The sequence below is a fragment of the Actinomycetospora sp. TBRC 11914 genome (genome assembly GCF_012933465.1).
GTDB lineage: Bacteria > Actinomycetota > Actinomycetes > Mycobacteriales > Pseudonocardiaceae > Actinomycetospora.
Window position 1 is genome coordinate 117305 of sequence record NZ_JABBND010000001.1, and the last position, 18472, is coordinate 135776.

At 73.2% G+C, this 18472-nt stretch carries 19 protein-coding genes; 9 read left to right on the plus strand and 10 right to left on the minus strand.

Annotated elements, in window-relative coordinates; all coding sequences use genetic code 11:
- Window positions 1–52: 52 nt before the first annotated feature.
- Window positions 53–610 carry a TetR/AcrR family transcriptional regulator gene (locus HH311_RS00495; RefSeq protein WP_169181644.1) on the minus strand — a complete coding sequence of 186 codons (558 nt, stop codon included), beginning with the start codon at window positions 608–610 and terminating at the stop codon, window positions 53–55.
- Between the two features lie 71 nt (window positions 611–681).
- On the opposite strand from HH311_RS00495, the gene HH311_RS00500 reads away from it, so the two are divergent.
- Window positions 682–2136 (plus strand): NAD(P)/FAD-dependent oxidoreductase, encoded by a 1455-nt coding sequence (locus tag HH311_RS00500; protein ID WP_169181645.1) that lies wholly within the window; start codon window positions 682–684, stop codon window positions 2134–2136.
- A 38-nt stretch (window positions 2137–2174) separates the two neighbouring features.
- Here the strand turns inward: HH311_RS00500 and HH311_RS00505 are convergent, their stop codons facing one another.
- Genes HH311_RS00505 through HH311_RS00520 form a run of 4 tightly spaced genes read right to left on the minus strand, consistent with a single transcriptional unit; the run spans window position 2175 to window position 6200 of the window.
- On the minus strand, window positions 2175–3140 hold the full coding sequence (locus tag HH311_RS00505) for a zinc-binding dehydrogenase (protein ID WP_169181646.1): 966 nt from the start codon (window positions 3138–3140) through the stop codon (window positions 2175–2177).
- A complete protein-coding gene (locus HH311_RS00510) occupies window positions 3140–4222 on the minus strand; it encodes a phosphotriesterase (protein WP_169181647.1) in 1083 nt (360 codons plus the stop codon). Before HH311_RS00510 ends, HH311_RS00505 begins: the two co-directional genes overlap by 1 nt.
- A complete protein-coding gene (locus HH311_RS00515) occupies window positions 4219–4944 on the minus strand; it encodes an HpcH/HpaI aldolase/citrate lyase family protein (protein ID WP_169181648.1) in 726 nt (241 codons plus the stop codon). Before HH311_RS00515 ends, HH311_RS00510 begins: the two co-directional genes overlap by 4 nt.
- Window positions 4941–6200, minus strand: a complete 1260-nt coding sequence (locus HH311_RS00520; RefSeq protein WP_169181649.1) for a cytochrome P450 — start codon at window positions 6198–6200, stop codon at window positions 4941–4943. Before HH311_RS00520 ends, HH311_RS00515 begins: the two co-directional genes overlap by 4 nt.
- A gap of 67 nt (window positions 6201–6267) precedes the next feature.
- Between HH311_RS00520 and HH311_RS00525 the strand changes: the two genes are divergently transcribed.
- A complete protein-coding gene (locus tag HH311_RS00525; RefSeq protein WP_169181650.1) occupies window positions 6268–6750 on the plus strand; it encodes an SRPBCC family protein in 483 nt (160 codons plus the stop codon).
- 12 nt (window positions 6751–6762) lie between these two features.
- Here HH311_RS00525 and HH311_RS00530 read toward each other — a convergent pair whose 3' ends face one another.
- Genes HH311_RS00530 through HH311_RS00550 form a run of 5 tightly spaced genes read right to left on the minus strand, consistent with a single transcriptional unit; the run spans window position 6763 to window position 11684 of the window.
- Window positions 6763–7356: a TetR/AcrR family transcriptional regulator gene (locus tag HH311_RS00530; protein WP_169181651.1), complete on the minus strand. Its 594-nt coding sequence runs from the start codon at window positions 7354–7356 to the stop codon at window positions 6763–6765.
- Window positions 7357–7396: 40 nt separating this feature from the next.
- The gene (locus tag HH311_RS00535; RefSeq protein WP_169181652.1) at window positions 7397–8158 is read right to left on the minus strand and encodes an SDR family NAD(P)-dependent oxidoreductase; all 762 of its coding nucleotides are present in this window, start codon (window positions 8156–8158) and stop codon (window positions 7397–7399) included.
- A gap of 13 nt (window positions 8159–8171) precedes the next feature.
- Window positions 8172–9002 (minus strand): enoyl-CoA hydratase/isomerase family protein, encoded by an 831-nt coding sequence (locus HH311_RS00540; protein WP_169181653.1) that lies wholly within the window; start codon window positions 9000–9002, stop codon window positions 8172–8174.
- Window positions 8999–10531 carry an AMP-binding protein gene (locus HH311_RS00545; protein WP_169181654.1) on the minus strand — a complete coding sequence of 511 codons (1533 nt, stop codon included), beginning with the start codon at window positions 10529–10531 and terminating at the stop codon, window positions 8999–9001. The genes HH311_RS00540 and HH311_RS00545 overlap by 4 nt, the downstream gene beginning before the upstream one ends.
- 4 nt (window positions 10532–10535) lie before the next feature.
- Window positions 10536–11684 (minus strand): acetyl-CoA C-acyltransferase, encoded by a 1149-nt coding sequence (locus HH311_RS00550; protein WP_169181655.1) that lies wholly within the window; start codon window positions 11682–11684, stop codon window positions 10536–10538.
- A 172-nt stretch (window positions 11685–11856) separates the two neighbouring features.
- Here HH311_RS00550 and HH311_RS00555 point away from each other — a divergent pair, with 172 nt between their 5' ends.
- From HH311_RS00555 to HH311_RS00585, 7 genes are all read left to right on the plus strand, one after another.
- Complete coding sequence (locus tag HH311_RS00555) at window positions 11857–13176, plus strand: NAD(P)/FAD-dependent oxidoreductase (RefSeq protein ID WP_169181656.1); 1320 nt, start codon at window positions 11857–11859, stop codon at window positions 13174–13176.
- Window positions 13173–13934, plus strand: coding sequence for an SDR family NAD(P)-dependent oxidoreductase (locus tag HH311_RS00560; RefSeq protein ID WP_169181657.1), 762 nt, complete (start codon window positions 13173–13175; stop codon window positions 13932–13934). Before HH311_RS00555 ends, HH311_RS00560 begins: the two co-directional genes overlap by 4 nt.
- 36 nt (window positions 13935–13970) lie before the next feature.
- Window positions 13971–14390 carry a Zn-ribbon domain-containing OB-fold protein gene (locus HH311_RS00565; RefSeq protein WP_169181658.1) on the plus strand — a complete coding sequence of 140 codons (420 nt, stop codon included), beginning with the start codon at window positions 13971–13973 and terminating at the stop codon, window positions 14388–14390.
- Window positions 14387–15511, plus strand: coding sequence for a thiolase family protein (locus HH311_RS00570; protein WP_169181659.1), 1125 nt, complete (start codon window positions 14387–14389; stop codon window positions 15509–15511). Before HH311_RS00565 ends, HH311_RS00570 begins: the two co-directional genes overlap by 4 nt.
- The gene (locus HH311_RS00575) at window positions 15505–16725 is read left to right on the plus strand and encodes a cytochrome P450 (protein ID WP_169181660.1); all 1221 of its coding nucleotides are present in this window, start codon (window positions 15505–15507) and stop codon (window positions 16723–16725) included. Before HH311_RS00570 ends, HH311_RS00575 begins: the two co-directional genes overlap by 7 nt.
- Entirely contained in the window at window positions 16725–17480 is a 756-nt protein-coding gene (locus tag HH311_RS00580; protein WP_169181661.1) for an SDR family NAD(P)-dependent oxidoreductase, read from the plus strand. The genes HH311_RS00575 and HH311_RS00580 overlap by 1 nt, the downstream gene beginning before the upstream one ends.
- An 82-nt stretch (window positions 17481–17562) precedes the next feature.
- The gene (locus HH311_RS00585; protein WP_211189449.1) at window positions 17563–18468 is read left to right on the plus strand and encodes a CoA ester lyase; all 906 of its coding nucleotides are present in this window, start codon (window positions 17563–17565) and stop codon (window positions 18466–18468) included.
- Window positions 18469–18472: the final 4 nt, after the last annotated feature.

Genomic DNA, 18472 nt, shown 5'->3' on the forward strand with positions numbered 1-18472 from the left:
GCCCTCCTCACACCGTCGTGTCGCATGACCAAACCATCGTTCGGTTTACGGGTCAAGACGATGCCGGAGGTCGCGGCCGCAGACCGTCGGAGACCAGCGCGATGTAGCGGGCGCGCCGGTCGTCGTCGCGCTCGGGGGCCTGGCCGAGGAGCATGAGCAGGTCGGCCAGGTCGACGTCCGTGCGCATGTCCCCGGCGCGCTGGGCGGCCGCGACCATGGCGCCCATCGCCGCCACGGCGCGCGCGGCCGAGCCCTCCGGGTCCTCCGCGGACCCCAACTCGAGCAGGGCCGCCGTCGTGACGACCGCACGGTGCGCGCTGTAGCCCTGGGCGATGGAGGCGAACAGGCCCTCCAGCTGCGACCAGGCGCTCGCGCCGAGCCGCACCTGGTCCAGCGCGTCCTCGGCGCGGACGGCGAGCGCCCGCGTGGACTCCTCGACGACGGCCCCGATCAGGTCGGACTTCGTCGGGAAGTGCCGGTAGAGCGTGCCGACGGCCACGCCGGCCCGCGCGGCCAGGGCGTCCATCCGCACCGCGTCGCCGTCACGGGCGACGAGCTCGCGGGCGGCCTCGACGATCTGCTGTCGGTTCCGGACGGCGTCGACTCTCACGTCGACAAGATGAACCCTGCTTCATTATCGTCGCAAGAGTGAATCCTGATTCAGGTAAGGGGATGGTCCACGTGGACGACCACGCGACGCCGCGGGTGCTCGTCATCGGCTCCGGGATCGCGGGCATCCTGACCGGGATCGAGCTGCGCGCCCGCGGTCTGACCGACTTCACGATCCTGGAGAAGGCCGACACGCTCGGGGGCACCTGGCGGGACAACGTCTACCCCGGGGTCGCGTGCGACGTCCCCGCGCACCTCTACAGCTTCTCCTTCGCCCCCAACGTCCACCCGACGACGCGCTTCGCGAGCGGACCGCAGCTCTGGGACTACTTCCGGGAGATCGCCGAGCGGTACCGGGTCACCGAGCACATCCGGTACGGCACCGAGGTCGCGGACGCGCGGTGGGACGGCTCCCGTTGGACGGTCACGACGACCACCGGCGAGTCGCTGGTGGCCGACGTCGTCGTGTCCGCGGTGGGCCGGCTGCAGCAGCCCTCGCTGCCCGACATCCCCGGGATCTCCGACTTCCGCGGACGCGTGTTCCACTCCGCGCGCTGGGACCCCGCCGCCGACGTCGACGGCGCCCGCCTCGGGATCGTCGGCACCGGGTCCTCCGCCACGCAGATGACGGTGGCCACCGCCCCGCGGGTCGCCCACCTCGACCTGTTCCAGCGCACCGCCCAGTGGATCTTCCCGATGGACAACACCCCCATCCCGTGGTGGCGCCGGACGCTGATGCGGCTGGTCCCGGGCTACGCCCGCCGCTACCGCGCCGGCATCAAGCGCTGGGTCGACGAGATCGGGCGGGCGGCCACCGGCGACCCGCGCGCGGCCGACGAACGGCGGCAGGCCTGCGTGGACGCGCTGAACACGGTGCGCGACCCGGACCTGCGCGCGAAGCTCACCCCCGACTACGAGGTCGGCTGCAAACGGCTGGTGATCTCCGGGGAGTTCTACGACGCGGTGCAGCGCGACAACGTCGAGGTGGTCACCGCGGGCATCCAGCGGGTGGAGGCGGACGGCGTACGCACCACCGACGGGGAGCTGCACGAGCTGGACACCCTCGTCCTCGCGACCGGGTTCCACGCCGACGCCTACCTCCGGCCGATGACGGTCACCGGCGAGGACGGCATCACCCTCGACGACATCTGGGCCGACGTGCCGATGAACTACAAGTCGGTGGCGCTGCCCCACATGCCGAACTTCTTCCTCATCAACGGGCCCTTCTCCCCGGGCGGCAGCGCCTCGGTGCTCTCGATCATCGAGATCCACGTCGGCTACGTCATGCAGCTGATCGACCGGGTCGTCGCCGACCGGGTGGCCCTCGAGCCCGACCCCGATCGCAGCGCCGAACTGCTCGCGGCGATCCGGGAGCAGGCGTCGAAGACGGTCTGGGGCACCGGCGGGTGCTCCAGCTGGTACCTCGACCGCAACGGCGTGCCCCTGGTCAACCCGATCCTGCTCGACGACCTCGCCGCCGACATGGCCCACCCCGAGCCGACCGATTTCCACGCCGTGCCCCGCTGACCACGACGCCGTCGCGGCGGCCCTCGGCTGACGGGTCGCTAGCGCGCCGCGACGACGACCTTCGTCCGGCCGGGTCGCGGCCATGCGGCCCGGTCGAACGCGGTCTGCACGTCGTCGACGGGCAGGACGTCGGTGACGTAGGCCGCGCGCAGCGCCGGGTGCGCCGCGAGGTGGGCGTCGGCGGCCGCCAGCACCCGCCGCCGTTCCAACGCCACCCCCGAGCGCATCGTCAGGTTCTTGCGCAGGAACGTCCGCATCGGGAACGGGTAGACGAGATCGTCGGCGACCCCGAAGTAGAAGACCTGCCCGCCGAACGCCGCCGCGTCCACGGCCTGCGCCAGCGTCGCGGTCTGGTGCCCGATCGCCTCGATGACCACGTCGGGGCGATCGGCGCCCACCGAGGCCACCCACCGGTCGATCGGGGCGTGGACGGCCTCCGTGACCCCGTACACCGACGAGACGGCGCTCCGGTCGACGCGGTCCACCCCGATCACCCGCGAGGCGCCGCCGCACGCGGCGAGGTGGGAGAACAGCAGGCCGATCGGGCCCTGACCGAGTACCGCGACCGACCGCCCCGCCACCGGTCCCAGCTGCTCCATCGCGTAGAGAACGCACGCCAGCGGCTGGATGGTCACGGCCTCCCACGGCTCCAGGCCCGCGGCGTACGGCGCGACCCCGTCGCCCGCGGTGACGACGTACTCGGCGATGCCGTCGAAGCCGGACGCCCACCCGACGACCCGCTCCCCCACCGCGACCTCGGGGTGGGCGGAGGCCAGGACCTCGCCGACGACCTCGTGCATCGGGAATCCCGGCGACCCGAACGACGGCCGTTCCGGCGGCGCGTCGGGCGCCGTCCCACCCCGGAAGAACGGGAGGTCCGAGCCGCAGATGCCGCCCGCGGTCGTCCGGAGCAGGACGTGGCGCGGCGGGAGGGCCGACGCGTCCGGATCGGGTGCCTCGCACGGCGCGAACGTCGACGGCGCCACGAGGCGCTGGGCCCACATCAGGCGTTCCGGGGCGAGCGCAGCGACGGGGAGGTGTTCCGGGGCGAGCGCAGCGACGGGGAGATGTTCCGGCCGAGCAGCCGGGCCGGGTTCGTCACCATCATCTGCTCGATCGCCTTCTCCTCGAGGCCGCGCTCCCGCAGCGCGGGGAGGATGACGTCGCTGACGTGCGTCGGCACCCAGGTCGCGGGATAGGCGTCGAAGGAGTCGAGCCAGTCGCAGGCCATCAGGCAGTCGTGGGAGAGCACGATCCGGTCGGCGTAGCCCTCGCCGCACAGGGCGATGATCGTGTCGAGGCGCTGGTCCTCGCTCGCGCGGCCCGCGCCGTTCAGCCCGAACCGGTCGGAGGCGATCGTCGACCCGGCGTCCATGAGGGCGCGGAGGTAGTCGAGGTCGGTCGTGTCGCCGGAGTGCCCGACGACGACGCCGGCGAGGTCCAGCCCCTCCTGCGCGAAGATCGCCTGTTGCGCCAGCCCGTTGCGGGCGGGCGCGTGGGTGTGGCAGGTGATCGGGGCTCCCGTGGCGATCGCCGCCTGCGCGGCCGCGCGCAGGATGCGCTCGTTGTTGGCGGTGACGCCGGGGGCGTCGGTCATCACCTTGATGTTCTGGGCGCGGACCCCGGACTCGCCGATGCCGACCTGCAGGTCCCGCAGGAACAGCTCCGTCATGACGTCGACCTCGCCCGGCCGCCGCGGCCGGTGCTTCAGGTAGAAGGGCAGGTAGTCGTCGGTGTAGATGCCGGTGGACACGACGACGTGGAGCTCCGGCACGGCCGCGTTCGCCTCCGCGACGAACGCCATGTCGCGGCCGTGGAACAGCGCCGTGCAGTCGACGATCGTGCGGATCCCCCGGGCGTACGTCGCCCGCAGCTGGGCGACGACGTCGGCGAGGGCGGCCTGGCGACCCCGTGGCCACGCCCGCTCCGGGTAGTCCCGCGCGAACTCGACGGAACTGACGACGAGGTGCTCGTGGGTCAGGGTCGGGCCGAGGTCGCCGACGGCCACCGGCCCCCGGACGGTCTCGATGGTCGAGCTCCGCTCCGCTCCGTCTCCGGTCTCCACGGTCTCCACGGTCGAGCTCATGTCGTCCTCTCTCGCGCAGCCTGCAGGGCCCGGGCCATCCCGGACGCGATCACGGCCCGGTCCGCGGCCACCGTCAGGAAGGACAGCCCCCGCGCCAGGAGGTCGGTGACCGCGTCGGCGTCGGCGGCCACGCCGCCGACGGGCAGGTCCCGACGACGGGCGGCGGCGACACAGGTGTCGACGGCGGCGGCGAGCCCGGGCGGCGGCGGCCCGGTGACGACGCCGAGGCCGAGGTCGAGCCCGAGGTCGACCGTGCCGAGGAACAGGCCCGAGAGACCGTCCGTCGCGGCGATCGCGTCCACCTGCTCCAGCCCGGTCGTCGTCTCGATCATGGGCAGGACCAGCGGGTGCTCCGCCTGGGCCCGTCGCCGGGCCGGGCCGTACGACCGCACCCCGGCCGGCGGGTACCGCGCGGCCCGGACCGCGGCCGCGGCGTCGTCGGGACCCGAGACCAGCGGGACCACCACGCCGGCGGCCCCGAGGTCGAGCGCCGTGCCGACCAGACGCTCGTCGTTGGCCGCCACCCGGACCAGCGGGGTCGCCCCGGCCAGCTCCACCGCCTGCAGGACCGGCGCGAGCGTCGAGTCGGTGACCGTGCCGTGCTGCGTGTCCACGAGCACCCAGTCAAAGCCGGTCGCGGCGACCGCCTCGGCCTGGACCGGGTCCGGCGAGGTGACCCACGCCCCGAAGCCGGGCGGACCGCCGTCGGGAACGAGGCTCATGCCCGCGCTGCCTCGACCGGGACCGAGCCCCACCCCCACTGGAACGACGACGGGTGGCGCTGCGCGCGGGCCTCGTCCACGGCGTAGTCGCCGACGCGGGCGAGGAACTCCTCGGCGAGGACGACCATCTCCAGCCGCGCCAGGTGCGCACCGACGCAGAAGTGCTGGCCGCGCCCGAAGGAGAGCTGGCGCGGGATCGGGCGGTTCCAGCGGAACGCGTCCGGGTCGTCGAACTCGCGCGGGTCGCGGTTGGCCGACGCGATCAGCGACATCACCCGCTGGCCGGGGCGGACGGCGACCCCGCCGATCTCGACCGGCTCCCGCACCGTGCGCAGGAACCACTGCGCCGGCGCGCAGTAGCGCAGGAACTCCTCCCGGGCCATTGGCAGCGTCGTGGTGGGGTCGGCGCGCACCGCGGCGAGCTGATCGGGATGACGGGCGAGCTCCCACAGACCGTGCGCGGTGACCTTCGGGACCGTCTCGGTGCCCCCGACGAAGATGCAGACCAGGTTGGTGGCGATCTCGCGGTCGTCGAGGCGGCGACCCTGGAACTCCAGGTCCAGCAGGCCGTCGATCATGCGGCTGCGCCACGGGGCGCCCTCGTCGACGTCCCCGGCGCGGTGCCGCGCAACGGCCGGGACCAGGATCTCCAGGGACCGGGTGAAGAGCTTCACCTTGTCCAGGCCGCCGTCGCCGGAGTTGGTGCCGGTCGAGGAGTTCACGACGTCGAGGACGTCGTCGGCCAGCTCCGGGGGCAGCGCCAGCAGGTGGCAGATCATCCCCGCGGCCACGCGGCCCCCGTACTCCTGCGCGAGGTCGAACGGGCCGCCGCGGTCGAGGAGCTCGTCGAGCCGGGTGCAGGCGAGGTCGCGGACGACGTCGGCGAGCGCGCGGACCTGTCCGGCGCGCAGCGGCCCGGCCGAGGCGTGGCGCACCGTCTCGTACACCGGTGAGCCGAACATGTTCGCGCTGCCGAGCGGGTCGGTCGGCGGGTCCGCGACCGGGCCGCCGTTGTGGGTCCGCAACGTGCTCGGCGAGGGCAGGCTCGACTCGCTGGAGACGAACGTGCCGCTCATGTCGCCGAGCACGGCGTACACGTCGTCGAACCGGGAGATCGCGAACGTGTCGTAGGCGGGCAGGTAGTGCACCGGGCTCTCGTCCCGCAGGCGCCGGTAGAACGCGAGCGGATCGGCCATCACCGCCGGCGAGAACGGGTCGTAGTCCTCGGGCGCCGGACCGAGCGTCGCTGCCGTCATCTCCGCCTCCGCTGCTTCGCCGACCCTGTGTTTGGTTAAAGCCGTGGCGAGGCTAACATCGCGGGCCATGGGCGTGTTCACGGCGAGCGGCGAGACCCTGCTGGACGCGACGCCGGAGGAGACCTACGACTTCATCTCCGACCCGCGGAACTGGCCGAAGCTCTTCCGGGGCAGCGCCGACATCTCCACCTCGGTCGAGATCCCGCTGGGCGTCGGGGACTCGTTCACCGAGGTCGTGGAGGTGGGAGAGCTCTCGCTCCGCTCGACCTGGACCGTGATCACGGCGGTCCGTGGGCGGGTCTTCGCCTACCAGCAGGTCGACGACCTCGGCGCCGACGGCGACGGGCAGGGCGGGGTCGACGGCATCACCACCATCACGTACACCCTGACACCCGTCGACGGCGGGACGATGTTCCACCGCGTGCTGCGCTGCGAGCTGCCGCGCGGGGTCAGCATCCCCGTCCCGCTGCTCGTCGCCCGCGCGACGACGGCCAACATCGAGCACTTCCAGGAGAACGTCGGGCGGGAGATCGCCCGGGTGCGCGCCTGACCGGACGCCGGATCAGCTCCGGGCGGCGGCGACGGAGCCGACCGCGATGCCGGCGATCACCGTGTCGGCGATCTGGTCGGCGACCGCGTCCGGGCCGAGCGGACCGTCCGGGTTCCACCACCGGGTCAGCCAGTTCAGCGCGCCGAGCAACGTCATGGTCATCAGCCGCGGGTCGCGGTCGGGCCGGAACGCCCCCGAGGCGATCCCGGCCTCGACGATCTGCTGGACCATCGAGGTGTACTCGCGGTCGTTGGTACGCCACTGGTCGCCGAGATCGGTCGCGGCGGTCTCGTAGAGGTAGACCGCCGCGAAGTCGTAGATGTCGACGAGGACGTCGACGTGACAGCGGACGACGGCCCGCAGCTGGTCGGCGGGCTCGCCGCCGCCGTCGCGGATGGCGCGGACCTCGGTGAGCAACCGGTCGGCCGGCACCTTCACCACCGCGAGGAGCAGATCCTCCTTGGAGGAGATGTAGTTGTAGAGGCTGCCCTTCCACATCCCGAGGTCATCGGCGATCTCCTCCAGCGACGCCCGGGCGAACCCCCGGCGCCGGAACACCTTGGCGGCCGAGCGCACCACGTCGTCCCACCGGCTGGGTCGGGCCATGGTGTCCTCCTTGTCCGGGGTGGAGTCCCACCCTAGGAGTTCACCGCGGCCCCATCCGGATCGCGCCGTCGAGACGCACGGTCTCGCCGTTCACCATCGGGTTCTCCAGCAGCGAGATCGCCATCTTCGCGTACTCCGCCGGGTCGCCCATCCGTCGCGGATGGGGCACGGACGCCGCGAGGGACTCCTTGACCGTGTCGGAGAGCGTGTCGAACAGCGGGGTCTGGAAGAGGCCCGGCGCGATGGTGTTGACCCGGATCAGCTTCGAGGAGAGGTCCCGCGCCGCGCAGATGGTCATCGCCACGACGCCGCCCTTCGACGCCGTGTACGCCATCTGCCCGATCTGGCCCTCGAAGGCGGCGACGCTCGCCGTCATGACGACCGCCCCCCGCTCGCCGTCGACCGGCGGCGTGTGGGCCGCCATCGCCGCGCCCGCGACCCGCAGCACGTTGAAGGAGCCGAACAGGTTGACCCGCACCACGCGCTCGAAGTCGGCCATGCTCCCCGGCTCGCCCGACTTCTCGACGACGCGGGTGAAGCTGCTGATCCCCGCGCAGTGCACCACCGCGCGCAGCGGGCCCGCCTCCACCGCGGCGTCGACGGCGGACCGCACCTGCGACTCGTCGGTGACGTCGGCGGGCACGAACCGGCCCCCGAGGTCGGCCGCGACCTTCTCGCCGTTCGAGGACGGGAGGTCCGCCACCACCACCTGGGCGCCCGCCGACGCAAGCGCCATCGCGGTGGCGAGACCGAGCCCCGACGCGCCGCCGGTGACCAGGGCCACACTGCCGTCGAGCTGCATGGATCTCCTCTGCTCAGGGGGTGGGGGCCGGACCGAACTGGGCGTCGCGCCAGGCGAGCGCCTCCTTGACGCCCTGCTCGGCCGCCATGGCCCAGAACTCGTTGTCGTCGTCGTTGCCGTGGGAGTCGCGGATGGCGTCGAAGGCGGCCTTGAAGTCGCCGATGTCACGGCGCCGCAGGATCTCGGCCATCGCCGACTTGAAGGCCGTGACCGACGTCGGGTGCATCCGGGCGACCGACGAGGCCAGCCGGATCGCCTCGTCGAGGACCTCGGACTCCGCGACCACGCGGTTGACCGACCCGCAGGCCAGCAGCTGCTCGGCGGACAGGCGGCCGAGCAGGGCGATCTCGTTCACGAGCTTCACCGGGAGGAGTCCGGAGAACGCCGCCGCCCCGGCCGCGCCGCCCGTGCGCATCACCTCGAGGTTGAACACCGTCCCCGGAGCCGCGACGACCAGGTCGGTCGCGAGCACCTGGAACACCGCCTGCCCGACGACGTGACCGTGCACGGCCGAGACGATCGGCTTGGTGAACTCGCAGGTCAGGTCGAGCGGCGAGCCCTCGGGCCAGATGAACTCGTAGACCTTCGACCAGTCGTGGGCCTCGGCGGCCAGGTCCTTGATCACCTGGCCGACCTCGGCGAGGTCGTGGCCCGCCGAGAACATCCGGCCCGCGCCGTGCTGCACCACCACCCGGACCGCGGGGTCGGCCTCGGCCTCCTGCAACGCGTGAAGCCAGTCCAGGTCGAGCTGGCGGTTGATGGCGTTGAGCCGCTCCGGGCGGTTCAGCGTGAGGACGCAGACGCCGTCGGACACGCGCGTCGTCACGAACTCGTAGTCGGTCACGACCGCTCCCTCTCCCGCGCGCTCAGCTCGCCCTTCGCCAGCTTCCCGACGGAGGTCCGCGGCAGCGCGTCGAGGAACTCCACCTCGCCGGGCAACTTGTAGCGGGCGAGGCGCTCCGCGCAGTGCGCGAGGACCTCCTCGGCGGTCACGGGACCCGAGGCCACCACGAACGCCTTCCCCATCTCGCCGCGGCGCGGGTGCGGCACCGCGATGACCGCGGCCTCGAGCACGGCGGGGTGGGCGGCGATGACCTCCTCGACCTCCGTGGAGGAGACGTTCTGGCCGGCGACCTTGATGATGTTCTTGGTCCGGTCGACGAAGTAGAGGTAGCCGTGCTCATCGAACCGGCCGAGGTCACCGGTGTGCACCCAGCCGTCGACCATCGTGCGGGCGGTCTCGGCCGGGTCGTCGAAGTAGCCCGCCATGACGGTGCGCCCGGGCACTCCGTGCACGACGATCTCCCCGACCTCCCCCGCCGGCACCGCCTCGCCGTCGGGACCCTCGATCCGCACCTGTCGGTCGAGGGCGGGCAGCCCGACGGCCGGCCAGCGCTGGGGTCCGTGCAACGGCGACATCGCCACGGTCTCCGTCACCTCGGAGAGACCGTAGATGTTGATCAGCTCGAGCCCGAAGCGCTTCTCGAACTCGTCCTTCTCGGCGTCCGGGATGTTGATCGCGAACCCGGTGCGACGGATGCGGTGGTCGCGGTCGTCGTCGCGCGCCGGCTCGGCGAGGAGCGCCTTGGCCTGCGCGGCGACGACGCTGGTCGCGGTCGCCCCGTGCCGCCGGACCTGGTCGAGGTAGCGCGCCGGGTCGAACGCCTCGAGCAGCACCACCGTCGCGCCGACGGTGAGCGCCGCCAGCACCGTCACCGACTGCGCGTTGACGTGGAACAGCGGCAGCGCCGTCAGGCACCGGTCGGAGGGCTCCAGCCCCATCCCGAGACCCATCCGGACCCCGGACCACAGCGCGTTGGCGTGCGTGACCATCACGCCCTTGGGCTTCGACGTCGTCCCCGAGGTGAAGAGGATCTGGTGCAGGTCGTCGGACCGCACCCCGGGCCGGGCGGCGGCGGGCGCCGCCGCCAGCAGGTCCGCGAACGGCCGCATCCCGTCCGGCGCCGGACCGTCGCCGGCCACGAACACCACCTCGACCCCGGTCACCACCGACGTGGCAGCCGGGTCCACGACGGCGACCCGCACCCCGGCGCGCTCGACGAGGAACGCCACCTCGGAGGCCGTGTTCGCGATGTTCGACGGGACGATCACGGCGCCGATCGACGCCGCGGCGAACCAGGTGATGAGGAACTCGGGGCCGTTGCGCAGGTGCAGCAGGACCCGGTCGCCCGGCCCGACCCCCACCGCGAGCAGTCCACCCGCCGCCCGCGCGACGTCGTCGGCGAAGCGCGCGTACGTCCACTCGGAGACCACGCCCGCGCGGTCCTCGACGACCAGGAAGACACGTCCGGGGTCGCGACGGCACCGCTCGTCGAGCAGGTCCGTGAGCGTCCGTTCCCCCACCGCGTCCACGACGTCAGACCCGCTCGATGATCGTGGCGTTGGCCTGGCCGCCGCCCTCGCACACGGTCTCCAGCCCGTACCGCGCGCCCCGGCGTTCGAGCTCGTGGAGCAGGGTCACCATGAGCCGGGTCCCGGTCGCGCCGAGCGCGTGACCGAGGGCGATCGCCCCGCCGTTGACGTTGGTGCGCTCCAGGTCGGCGCCCGTGTCGTGCGCCCAGGCCAGGACCACCGTCGCGAACGCTTCGTTGATCTCGAACAGGTCGATGTCGTCCATCCCGAGCCCCGCCTTGCGCAGGACCTTGTCGGTGGCGGGGATCGGGGCGGTGAGCATCAGCCACGGGTCGCTGCCGGCCGCGACCATCGAGACGATGCGGGCGCGCGGGGTGAGGCCGTGCCGCTCGACGGCCTCGGCGGACGCGAGCAGCACGCCGGTGGCGGCGTCGGCCACCTGACTGGCGGTCCCGGCGGTGAGGATCCCGCCCTCGGTGATCGGCTTCAGCGTCGCCATCTTCTCCAGCGTCGTGCCGCGACGGATCGTCTCGTCGGTGTCGAGCTCGTTCACGCGGTGGACCTCGCGGTCGAAGCGGCCCTCGGCCCACGCCTGCTCGGCCCGCTGGTTCGACGCGAGCGCGAACCGCTCGGTCTCCTCCCGGGTGATCGCCCACTTCTCGGCGATGCGCTCCCCCGACATGAACTGGTGCACGCGGTCGGACCCGTAGCGCTTCGTCCACCCCTCGCCGGAGAAGGGGTAACCGACGCCGAGGTCCTCGCCCCACTCCCCCGAGCAGTTGAGCGGCACGAGGCTCATCACCTCGATGCCGCCGGCGATCGCGAGGTCGTAGTCCCCGGCCCGGATGCCCTGCGCCGCGAAGTGCAGGGCCTGCTGCGAGGACCCGCACTGGCGGTCCACGGTGACCGCGGGGACCGATTCCGGCAGGCCCGCCGAGAGCCACGCCGTCCGCGCGAGGTTGAACGCCTGCGCGCCGAACTGGGAGATGCACCCGACGATCACGTCGTCGATCAGCTCGGGGTCCACTCCCGACCGGTCGACGAGCTCCTTCATCACGGCTCCGCCGAGGTCGGCGGGGTGGAACCCCGACAGACCTCCGTTGCGCTTGCCCATCGGCGTGCGCAGCGCGTCGACGACGTAGACCTCGGTCATGCGATTCCGACCTCGCTCTCGGTGCTCCGCACCCACGGGAAGCAGCTCGAGAATGAGCAAACCAGCGTTCGTTCATCGCCGTCAACCCTCGGGCCCCGGGCCGGGACCCTTGGCGGCCGGACCGACGAGAGCCTAGGGTGACGCCCCGTCTGATATATCAGGTTGGAGGACGATGAAAGCCTGCATCATCGGTGGCGGCGTCGCCGGGATCACGGCCGCGAAGGCGCTCGCCGAGCGGGGGCTCGACTTCGACTGGTTCGAGCAGGGTTCGGCGATCGGCGGCATGTGGCGCTACGAGAACGACAGCGGGACGTCGTCGGCCTACCGCTCGCTGCAGATCGACACCAGCTCCCGCAGCCTCGCCTTCCCCGACTTCCCGATCCCGCCCGACCGGCCGGCCTACCTGCGGCACTCCCAGGTGCTCGCGTACCTGGAGGCGTACGCGGAGCACTTCGGGGTCGCCGACCGGGTGCAGACCTCCACGCCGGTCCGGTCGGTACGCCGTGACGATCGCGGGTGGGCGGTGACCGTCGGGGAGGAGACGCCGGCGCGCCGCTACGACGCGGTGATCGTGGCCAACGGCCACCTCTCCACCCCGCGTCGCCCGGAGGTGCCCGGGCACTTCGACGGCGAGCAGCTCCACTCGCACCACTACCGCACCCCGGAGCCGTACACCGGCCGGCGGGTGGTCGTGGTCGGGATGGGCAACTCCGCCTGCGACATCGCCGTGGACCTCGCGCGGGTCGCGTCCCAGGTGCACCTGGCTACCCGGAGCACCGCCTGGATCCTGCCGAAGTACCTGCTCGGCCGGCCCACCGACCACTGGAACGGCCTGCTGGTCCGCAAGCTCCGGCTGCCGACCCGGGTCGCCCGCAACATCGTGCGGCTCGCGGTCCGGCTCGTCGTCGGGGACCAGGAGCGCTTCGGCGTCCCCCGGCCCCCGCACCGCATCGACCAGGCCCACGGCACCGTCGGGCAGGAACTGCTCCAGTACGTGGCGTACGGCTGGATCCAGGTGACCCCGGCGATCGAGCGCCTGGACGGCGGCGAGGTGGTCCTCACCGACGGGACCCGCCGCGCCGCCGACGCGATCGTGTGGGCGACCGGGTACCGGCCCTCGTTCCCGTTCCTCCCCGACGACGTCGTCGCCTCGGCCGACGAGGGCGCGCGGCTGTACCGGCGGATCGTGCACCCGGACGAACCGGGACTCTTCTTCTCCGGGCTGGTCCAGCCCGTCGGCCCGACGATCCCCCTGGTCGAGGTGCAGGGCCGGTGGATCGCCGACGTCCTCGCCGGGGTCGTCCCGCTGCCGGAGCGCGCCGCGGCGGAGCGGGAGATCGAGGCCCACCGGCGGTGGGTCCGGAGGACCTTCGTGCGCTCCGAGCGCCACCGGCTCGAGGTGGACTTCCGGGCGCACACCGCGGCGCTGCGCGAGGACATGGCGCGGACGACGAGCCCCGGACCGGCGTCCGACGCCCGGGCGACGGCATGAGGCTCGCGGACCGCGTCGCCGTGATCACCGGCGCCGGCTCGGGGATGGGCCGGGCCGGTGCCGAACTGTTCGCCGCCGAGGGCGCCGCCGTCGTCGTGGTCGACCGGGACGCCGCGGGGGCACAGGCCACCACCGCGGCGGTCGAGGCCGCCGGGGGTCGCGCCGTGACCGTGGTCGCGGACATCGCCGAGGCCGACGGCAACGAGGCCGCCGTCGCCGCGGCGACCGCGCAGTTCGGCGGGCTCGACGTGTTCTGGGCGAACGCGGGGGTCGCCGCGCCCTTCCGCCCCGTGTCCGACATCGAGCCCGGCGAGTTCGACCGGCTGATGGCCGTCAACGCCCGCGGCCCGTGGCTCGGCGCCCGGGCCGCCCTGCCGGCGCTGCGGCGACGCGGCGGGGGCGCGGTGGTGATCACCGCGTCGCTCTCCGGCCTGAAGGGGCGGGCCGACGCGAGCGCCTACCAGGCCTCCAAGGGCGCCACGGTCATGCTCACGCGATCGTTGGCGCGGGAGTTCGGCCCCCTCGGGATCCGGGTCAACTCGGTGTGCCCGGTGGCCTCGGTGACGGCGATGTGGCCCACGCTGATGGCGGGCTACGCCGACCCCGACGACGCCGCGGTCGACTTCGCGCGGGCCGTTCCGCTGGGTCGACTGGCCACGCCGGAGGACGTCGCGCGCGCCGCCCTGTTCCTGGCGTCCGACGACGCCGCGTTCGTCACCGGGGTGAACCTGCCGGTGGACGGGGGCGCGTCGGCTTAATTGACCGTGCGTTTGGTTATCGCTAGCGTCGCGGCCATGGCCCCTGTCTCCGTCGAGCGGACCGGGTTCGACCCCCGACCTCGGCTGCGCACCGATCCGCCCGCGATCGAGGGCGTGCGGTGCGCCGCCTGCGTGCACCCCTCGCTGGAGCCGGTGACGCGCTGCCCGGTGTGCGGCGGCGAGGTCGCGCCGACGACCTTCGCGTCCACCGGCACGGTCTTCTCCGGGACCGTGCTGCGCATCCCGGTCGGCGACCGGACGCCACCGATCTCGCTCGCCTACGTCGACCTGGACGACGGTCCGCGGGTGCTCGGCCACGGGAACGACCCGGAGCAGGCACTGCGGCCGGGGCAACGCGCGGTGCTCGTCGGCCGGACGGCCGAGGGCGACCCGTGCTTCGCGGGCGAGGAGACGGAGCGCAGCGGAGCTCGACCGGTCAGCGAGGAGGACGCATGACCGGCGTCGGCATCCGGGGCGTCGGGACGAGCACCTTCGCCAAGCAGCCGCAGCGCGGCGCTCCCGCCCTGGTGCGCGACGCGGTGGCCGAGGCGTTCGCGGACGCGGGGTCGGCCCACGTGGACGCCGTGTTCGCCGGCACCGTCTTCGACGGCCCCGGCACGGTCCAGCGCTGCCTGCAGACGCTCGGAATCGTCGGGGTCCCGGTGGTCACGGTGGAGAACGCCTGTGCCAGCGGGACCACGGCCTTCCACGAGGCGGTGGAGGCCGTCCGGCTCGGCCGCTACGAACGGGTCCTGGCCGTCGGCGTCGAGACCATGAACCACACCTTCGCCGGCTCGATCGTCCCCGAGGACACCGACCGCGAGGGCCGCTCCGGCATGGCGATGCCGTCGATCTACGGGATGGCCGCGGCGCGCTACGGCGCGGAGTTCGGGACGACGCCCGAGCAGCTGGCCGCGGTGGCGGTGAAGAACTACCGGCACGGCGTCGCGAACCCGCGCGCGGCCCGCCGCCGCGAGGTCTCGATCAACGAGGTGCTGGCATCGCGCATGATCGCCGACCCGCTGACCGTGCTGCAGTGCTGCGGGATGAGCGACGCCGCCGCGGCCGCCGTCGTCGGGCCCGCCCGTGCCGGCGACGTGGCCGTCCGCGGGACCGCCCTGCGCTCGGGCGGGCTGTGGGACCACCGGAGCAGCAAGGTCTGGGGCTGGGACGTCGTCCACGACACCGCCACCGCGGCGTTCGAGGCCGCCGGTGTCGGGGTGGCCGACGTCGACGTGTTCGAGGTGCACGACGCCTTCACCATCGGCGAGATCGTCACGACGGAGGCCCTCGGGCTCGCCCCGCTCGGGGAGGGCGGGAAGCTCGCCGCGGAGGGGATCACGGCACTCGGCGGGGAGTCACCGGTGAACCCGTCCGGCGGCCTCCTGTCCCGCGGGCACCCGCTCGGCGCGACGGGGCTCGCCCAGATCGCCGAGATCACCTGGCAGCTGCGCGGTCGGGCGGCGGACCGCCAGGTCGAAGGGGCCCGGCTCGGGGTCGTCGAGACCATGGGCGGTGGAGCCGCGGGGATCGACGGCAACGGGTGCGTGGTCGCCGTCCTGGAGGGGTCGTGCTGAGCGGGACCGACCTGCTGGAACCGTCCGCGGTCGCCGATCCCTACCCGCTGCTCAACCGTCTCCGCGCCGAGAGCCCCGTCGTCTGGGCGGAGAAGCAGCGCGCCTTCCTCGTCCTGCGCCACGACGACCTCACCGCGGCGCTGGGCGACCCCCGACTGTCGTCGGACCGGGTGCGCCCGATCTACGAGAAGAAGCTGACCCCGCAGCAGCGCGAGGAGCGGGCGCCGACCTACGACCTGCTCGAGCACTGGATGGTGTTCAACGACCCGCCGAACCACACCCGCCTGCGCAAGCTCGTCCGGGCGGCGTTCACCGTCAAGGCCGTCCGCCGGCTCGAGCCCCGCGTCGTCGCGATCGTCGACGAGCTGCTCGACGGGCTCGACGACCGTCGCGGTGACGAGGTCGACCTGATCACCGAGTTCAGCTACCTCATCCCCGCGGCGGTCATCGCCGAGATGATGGGCGTCCCGCGCGCCGACGTGCCGAGGTTCAAGGACTGGTCCGACTCCGTCATGACCATCGTCTTCGGCGTCGCCCGCGAGCCGGGGGTCCTCGCGGCCGCCCAGCAGGGGCTGGTCGAGCTCCGCGACTACCTCACGGACCTGGCGCGCCACTACCGCGAGCACCCGGCCCCCAACCTCGTGTCCGATCTCGCCGCCGCCGTGGACGACGACGACCGTCTGACGCTGGACGAGATCGTCGCCACCTGCGTGCTGCTGCTCTTCGGCGGCCACGAGACGACGACCAACCTCATCGGCAACGGCAGCCGGGCGCTGCTGCGCCATCCCGACCAGCGGTCGTGGTTCCTCGAGCACCCCGACCAGGTGGGCGCCGCGGTCGAGGAACTGCTGCGCTACGACGGCCCCTCGAAGCTCGAGGTCCGCCGGTGCGTCGAGACCCACGAGCGCCGCGGGGTGACCATCCCGGCCGAGGCCCAGGTCTACCTGGTCCAGCTCGCCGCCAACCGCGACCCGGAGGCGTTCGCCGACCCCGACCGCCTCGACCTCGCCCGGACCGACGGCCGGCACGTCACCTTCGGGCACGGCATCCACTACTGCCTCGGCGCCCCGATCGCCCGCCTGGAGGGCACCATCGCGCTCGAGAGACTGCACCGTCGCTTCCCGACGATGGCCGAGGGCCCCACGGACCCGGTCTGGCACCCGACGCTGGTGAGTCGCGGCATGTCGTCCTTCCCCGTGGTGCTGGAGCGCTGATGGATCCCTTGTTCGACCTCACCGACCGCGTCGTCGTGATCACCGGCGCCTCGAGCGGCATCGGTGCCAGCGCGGCGCGGTGCTTCGCCGACCGCGGTGCGCGGGTGGTGCTCGCGGCGCGGCGCAAGGAGCGGCTCGACGAGCTGGCCGCCGACCTCCCGGGGGCGGTCCCGGTGGCCTGCGACGTCGCCGACCCCGACGCGTGCGCGGCCCTCGTAGATCGGGCGATCGCCGAGTGCGGGCGCCTCGACGTGCTCGTGAACAACGCCGGGACCCATCACGTCGGACCCGCCGAGGACGAGCCGGTCGAGACGTTCTCGGCCGTCGTCGACCTGAACCTGACCTCGGTGTTCGCGCTGTCGCAGGCGGCCGCCCGGCCGATGCTCGCCGTCGGGCGGGGCTCGATCATCACGATCGCGTCGGTGTTCGGGCTGAACGGAGCGGGTCAGGTCCCGCAGGCCTCGTACTCGGCCAGTAAGGGCGCGGTCGTCAACCTGACCCGCGAGCTCGGCGCCCAGTGGGCGCGGCGCGGGGTGCGGGTGAACGCGATCGCGCCGGCCTTCTTCTCGACCGAGATGACGACGGCGATGTTCGACGACGAGGGCGCCACCCGCTGGATGCGCCGCAAGACCCCGATGGGGCGCGCGGGCGAGCTCGACGAGCTCCACGGTGCGCTCGTGTACCTCGCCAGCGACGCCTCGAGCTACGTCACCGGCACCACCCTGCCCGTCGACGGCGGCTGGACCGCGGTCTGAGAGAGCAGAGCAGGGCCGACTCGTCCGGCCTCCGCCGGAGGTCTCTGATATATAAGGTTTAGAGGTCAGGAGGAGCACGCCGATGCCGACGTCGTCGTCCGCGAGCAGGTCCCCGTACCGATCGATGCTGTTCGTGCCCGGGCAGCGGCCGTCCTGGGTGGAGAAGGCCCGGCGTGCCAGGCCGGACGCGATCATCCTCGACCTCGAGGACGCGGTGGCCGACTCCGCGAAGGCCGAGGCCCGCGAGGCCGTGGCCGCGTCGATCGACGCCCACCCCGGCGACGTCGACCTGTGGGGTCGGCCGAACGGCCTGGACACCCCGCACGTCGGGTTCGACGTCGAGGCGCTCGTGCGGCCCGGCCTGGTCGGGCTGGTGCTGCCCAAGCTCGACGGCCGCGACGACGTGATCCGGTACGACGCCCTGGTCACCCACGCCGAGCACCGTGCCGGGCTGCCGATCGGGTCGACGCGCTTCCTCGCGTCGCTGGAGACGGCGCCCGGCATGGCGCGCTGCGAGGAGATCGCGGCCGCCTCGCCGCGCATGTGCGCCCTGGTCGGGGCCACGGCGCGCGACGCCGACACCGCGCGGTCCCTGGGCTACCGCTTCTCGCTCGAGGGCCACGAGACGCTCTACCTGCGCAGCCGGATCCTGCTCGCGAGCCGCGCCGCCGGGCACGACTTCGCGGTCTGCGGCATGTGGCAGGACATCGCCGACCTCGACGGCCTGCGCACCTTCGCCCGGGCCCAGCGCGACCTCGGCTACGACGGCCAGATGCTGATCCACCCGAGCCACGTCGGGCCGGTCCACGAGATCTACGGGCCGAGCGCCGAGGAGGTCGAGTTCTACCGCGGGATGGTCGCCGCGTTCGACGCGGCCGCCGCGGGCGGCGCGGCCTCGGTCGACTACCGCGGCCAGCACATCGACGCGGCCCACGCGAAGACCGCCCGCGCGATCGTCGCGCGCCACGGGAGAGAGGACCGGACGTGAGCGG

What these genes read in the sequence shown, in the direction of transcription:
- HH311_RS00505 (WP_169181646.1), bottom strand. Translation starts at nt 3,140, where the DNA reads ATGTGGGCCCAGCGCCTCGTGGCGCCGTCGACGTTCGCGCCGTGCGAG.
- HH311_RS00580 (WP_169181661.1), top strand. Translation starts at nt 16,725, where the DNA reads ATGGATCCCTTGTTCGACCTCACCGACCGCGTCGTCGTGATCACCGGC.
- HH311_RS00535 (WP_169181652.1), bottom strand. Translation starts at nt 8,158, where the DNA reads ATGCAGCTCGACGGCAGTGTGGCCCTGGTCACCGGCGGCGCGTCGGGG.
- HH311_RS00565 (WP_169181658.1), top strand. Translation starts at nt 13,971, where the DNA reads ATGGCCCCTGTCTCCGTCGAGCGGACCGGGTTCGACCCCCGACCTCGG.
- HH311_RS00560 (WP_169181657.1), top strand. Translation starts at nt 13,173, where the DNA reads ATGAGGCTCGCGGACCGCGTCGCCGTGATCACCGGCGCCGGCTCGGGG.
- HH311_RS00530 (WP_169181651.1), bottom strand. Translation starts at nt 7,356, where the DNA reads ATGGCCCGACCCAGCCGGTGGGACGACGTGGTGCGCTCGGCCGCCAAG.
- HH311_RS00515 (WP_169181648.1), bottom strand. Translation starts at nt 4,944, where the DNA reads ATGAGCCTCGTTCCCGACGGCGGTCCGCCCGGCTTCGGGGCGTGGGTC.
- HH311_RS00525 (WP_169181650.1), top strand. Translation starts at nt 6,268, where the DNA reads ATGGGCGTGTTCACGGCGAGCGGCGAGACCCTGCTGGACGCGACGCCG.
- HH311_RS00555 (WP_169181656.1), top strand. Translation starts at nt 11,857, where the DNA reads ATGAAAGCCTGCATCATCGGTGGCGGCGTCGCCGGGATCACGGCCGCG.
- HH311_RS00550 (WP_169181655.1), bottom strand. Translation starts at nt 11,684, where the DNA reads ATGACCGAGGTCTACGTCGTCGACGCGCTGCGCACGCCGATGGGCAAG.
- HH311_RS00510 (WP_169181647.1), bottom strand. Translation starts at nt 4,222, where the DNA reads ATGAGCTCGACCGTGGAGACCGTGGAGACCGGAGACGGAGCGGAGCGG.
- HH311_RS00585 (WP_211189449.1), top strand. Translation starts at nt 17,563, where the DNA reads ATGCCGACGTCGTCGTCCGCGAGCAGGTCCCCGTACCGATCGATGCTG.
- HH311_RS00520 (WP_169181649.1), bottom strand. Translation starts at nt 6,200, where the DNA reads ATGACGGCAGCGACGCTCGGTCCGGCGCCCGAGGACTACGACCCGTTC.
- HH311_RS00570 (WP_169181659.1), top strand. Translation starts at nt 14,387, where the DNA reads ATGACCGGCGTCGGCATCCGGGGCGTCGGGACGAGCACCTTCGCCAAG.